Origin of the sequence: Mesorhizobium sp. M7A.F.Ca.ET.027.03.2.1 (genome assembly GCF_003999175.1) — a bacterium.
Taxonomy (GTDB): Bacteria; Pseudomonadota; Alphaproteobacteria; order Rhizobiales; family Rhizobiaceae; genus Mesorhizobium.
On record NZ_RZOM01000628.1, the window covers coordinates 1 to 3,629 of the forward strand.

The following is a 3,629-nucleotide window of genomic DNA, read 5'->3' on the forward strand; positions in this document are numbered from 1 at the left end:
GTCCTTGACCGAGGCGATCGGATTGAAGAATTCGAGCTTGGCGATGAGATTGGCGACGATGCCCTTTTCCCGGGCGAACTTGTCGAGCCGCACCAGGGGCGTATCGCCGATCGTGTCGGTGATGGAACCGTAGACGCGGCCGCGGCCGGGCACGCGGGCTGATGTGGCGGGCTTCTTCATTTGTTTCGCTCCCAGAACTTCAGGCGAGTAAGGATTTCAGGCAAGATAGGACCTTCGACCGCGCAAGATAGACTGTCGATTGAAAATATCCGAGTGGGACCTGTGTCTAAAACAGTGCCGTCTCGGAAAAGCATTTCCCGCAAAGGCCTGTTTGCGAAATGCTTTGGCCGAAAGCTCGCTATTGGCGGGCGGCAATCGCTGCAGCGGCACCGACCATGAAGCCGGCAGCCGTGCGGTTCAGCGCCTTGAGCGCGCGCGGAGATTTCAGGAACCAGCGCGCCTTGGCAGCCAACGCAAGATACGGCACCAGCACCACCAACAGCACGACAACGGTCAGCGCGACGAGGATACCATAGTCTGCCAGCGTGATGGTTTTCAGGTCGACGATGGTCGGCGTGATGGCGAGATAGAAGATCATCGTCTTCGGATTGCCGAGCGTGACAGTCAGGCCGGCGGCAAAGCTCGACAGCAATCCCGCGCTGCCCGTTCGGGCCTCGACGGTCTCGGGCGTGATGCCGCTGTTCCAGAAGCGCCAGCCGAGGAAGGCGAGATAGGCGACGCCGAGCCATTTGATGGCCAGGAAAACCATGCCGAAACTCTGTGCGACGAAGGCGAGGCCAAGCACCACGGCGGTCAGATAGGTGATGTCGCCCACCATCAGGCCAAAGGACATCGCCAGCGACGAGCGGAAGCCGGAGCCGAGCGCACGCGCGACCAGCGCGGTGATGCCGGGACCAGGAATCGCGGCGGCGATGCCGAGGGCGGCGCTGTAGGCGAGGAATCCGGTAAGGGTCATGGTTGCGGCCCTGCGCGCGACACTGGTGTGACAGCGTCCTATCGCACAAAGTTCGCCCGGCGGGAATTCTTTGAGGCCGGATTCGATTGCGCCACGCCGACGTGCGGTCAGGAGCGACCGTCGCCATGGGTGACACGCCAGATGGTGCCGTTGCCGTCCTCGGTGACGATCAGCGCGCCATCCATGGTCACCGCCACACCGACCGGCCGGCCCCAGACCTCGCCGTTGGAGACGAAGCCGGTGATGAAATCCTCATATTCGCCGGTCGGCTTGCCGTCCTTGAACAGCAATCGCACCACCTTGTAGCCGGTCCGGTTGCCGCGGTTCCATGAACCGTGCAGAGCGACGAAAGCATCGCCCTTGTATTCGGCCGGAAAGCTCTTCCCTTCGTAGAAGGCGATGTTGAGCGGAGCCGAATGCGCCTGCATCAGCACATCGGGAACGGTCGTTTTGCCGGCGAGATCGGGGCGCTCACCCTTGTGACGCGGATCCTCATTGTTGCCGATATAGTACCAGGGCCAGCCATAGAAGGCGCCCTCCTTGACCACGGTCGCGTATTCGGGCGGCACATTGTCGCCAAGCGCATCGCGTTCGTTGACGACGCACCACAGCGCGCCGGTCGCCGGCTGCACGGTCATGCCCGAGCAGTTGCGCAGGCCGGTGGCAAGGATGCGGCCATTCTTGCCATCGGGATCGAAGGCCAGCACGCCGGCGCGGCCGTCCTCGGATCCCCATGTGGCGCCGAGCGGCTGCGACTTCGCCCAGGCGTCGAGGCCGCCCTTCGGTTCCTTGCCCATGCGCTCGGCCACATTCGATCCCGAGCCGACCGACAGATAAAGCGTCTTGCCATCCGGCGAGAAGGCGATGTCGCGGGTCCAGTGATGACTGGCAGGGATGTTGCCGACGATGGTTTCCGGATCGCCGGAGGCCTTCAGGTCGCCATTGCGGTAGGCAAAGCGCACGATGCTGTCGCTATTGGCGACATAGACCCATTGCGGGTCAGCGCCCGGCGGATAGAAGGCAATGCCATAGGGCCGTTTGAGACTGCCGGCAAAGATGCCGTCCTGCACAGGGCTCGCACCGCCTTCGGCGAGGCGATAGATGCGGACCTGGTTGGCTTTGCTGTCGGCGACGAACAGGTCACCGTTCGGCGCGACGCGCACGACGCGTGGATTGTCGATGCCCGATGCAACCAGCTCGGCCGAGAATCCCGGCGGCAGTTGCAGCTTCGCGTCTGCCGGCATGTCCGCAACGCCGGCGCTGTTAGAGGTCGATCTGTTGGCATAGGGCTTAGGCAGATCATCCGGTCTGATCAGGCGGCGTGTGCCCGGCTTGTCCGCTCGCCAGTCGCCGAAAGCGTCCGCGCCTTTCAGCGCCGGCTCGTCCGCCTGCTGGGCGAATGAAGCGGTCGAGAGAAACAGTGCGGCGGAAAGTGCGGGGCCGACAAAACGCATCATTCGGTCCTCCAATGTTTGGCGTGAAAACAGGAACGACCGGTTTCGTCGATCGTTCCACGGCACACGATGAGGTGAAGGAAGCTCCCGGTTTCCCGTTTCAGGTCCCGGCGGCGTAGAAATCGTCGTCGAGGCGTTTTTCCAGCTCGACGAGATCGGCCGGCAGCGGCAGACCCATGGCGCGCATTTCCTGCAGTTTTTCGCGCAACTGCTCCTGGATCTCGTGCTGGTCTTCCGGCTGGTTGACCATCTCCTCCAGCAGCAGGCTGATCCGGGCCTTGAATTCTTCGAGCGCCATCATCGTCTCCTCGGTTGGATCAGCTCAGCGCAGCATGCGTGAAATCAGCTGCGCCGTATAGTCGACCATTGGGACGATGCGCGCGTAGTTCAGCCGGGTCGGGCCGATGACGCCGAGCGCGCCGACGACGCGGGCATCCTTGTCGCGATAAGGCGCCACCACCAGCGACGAGCCCGACAGCGAAAACAGCTTGTTTTCCGAGCCGATGAAGATGCGCACGCCCGAGCCTTCCTCGGCGAGGTCGAGCAACTGGATAAGCCCGTCCTGCGTCTCCATGTCCTCGAACAGATGCCGCAGCAGTTCGATGTCGGCCTGGGCGGTGACGTTTTCGAGCAGATTGGCGCGCCCGCGCACGATGAGCCGTGCCGGCAGGCCGCTATCGGCGCCGGCCCACACCGCCAGCCCCTTCTCGACCAGGTCCTGCGACAGCGTGTCGAGCGCGGCCCTGGTTTCTTCCTTGATGCGGGCGATCTGGATCCGCGCCTCGGCCAGCGTGCGGCCGCGTATATGGGCGTTGAGGAAATTCGAGGCCTCGTGCAGTTGCGAGACGGTGATGCCGGCGGGCAGCTCGACGACGCGATTTTCGACGTCGCCATTCTGCGACACCAGCACTGCCAGCGCCTTGGTCGGTTCGAGCTGGATGAATTCGATGTGCTTCAGCGCCACCTCGTTCTTGGCGGCCAGCACCAGGCCGGCGCCGCGCGACATGCCCGACAGCATCTGGCTGGCCTCGGTCAGCATGTGTTCCAGCGTCGCGCCCGAGCCGGACGCCCGAACCTGTGCCTCGATGGCGCGGCGCTCCTCGTCGGAAAGATCGCCAAGCTCCATGAAGGCATCGACGAAGAAACGCAGGCCGGCCTGCGTCGGCAGCCGGCCGGCCGAAATGTGCGGCGCGTAGATC

Annotated in this window: 4 protein-coding genes and 1 pseudogene; all 5 read right to left on the reverse strand. The window is 63.7% G+C overall.

Translation table 11 applies throughout. The annotated features are described in order from the left end of the window. Positions 1-180 (reverse strand): annotated as a pseudogene (locus tag EN750_RS23690) (pyridoxal-phosphate dependent enzyme); the annotation flags it as partial. A 178-nt stretch (positions 181-358) separates the two neighbouring features. Next, positions 359-976, reverse strand: coding sequence for a LysE family translocator (locus EN750_RS23695; protein WP_127267552.1), 618 nt, complete (start codon positions 974-976; stop codon positions 359-361). 107 nt (positions 977-1,083) lie between these two features. Next, on the reverse strand, positions 1,084-2,433 hold the full coding sequence (locus tag EN750_RS23700; protein WP_127397816.1) for a sorbosone dehydrogenase family protein: 1,350 nt from the start codon (positions 2,431-2,433) through the stop codon (positions 1,084-1,086). Positions 2,434-2,530: 97 nt separating this feature from the next. Beyond that, positions 2,531-2,728 carry a hypothetical protein gene (locus tag EN750_RS23705; protein ID WP_023814156.1) on the reverse strand — a complete coding sequence of 66 codons (198 nt, stop codon included), beginning with the start codon at positions 2,726-2,728 and terminating at the stop codon, positions 2,531-2,533. Positions 2,729-2,752: 24 nt separating this feature from the next. Then, positions 2,753-3,629 (reverse strand): heat-inducible transcriptional repressor HrcA (gene hrcA, locus EN750_RS23710; protein ID WP_127397817.1); only part of this gene is annotated, 877 nt, incomplete at its 5' end.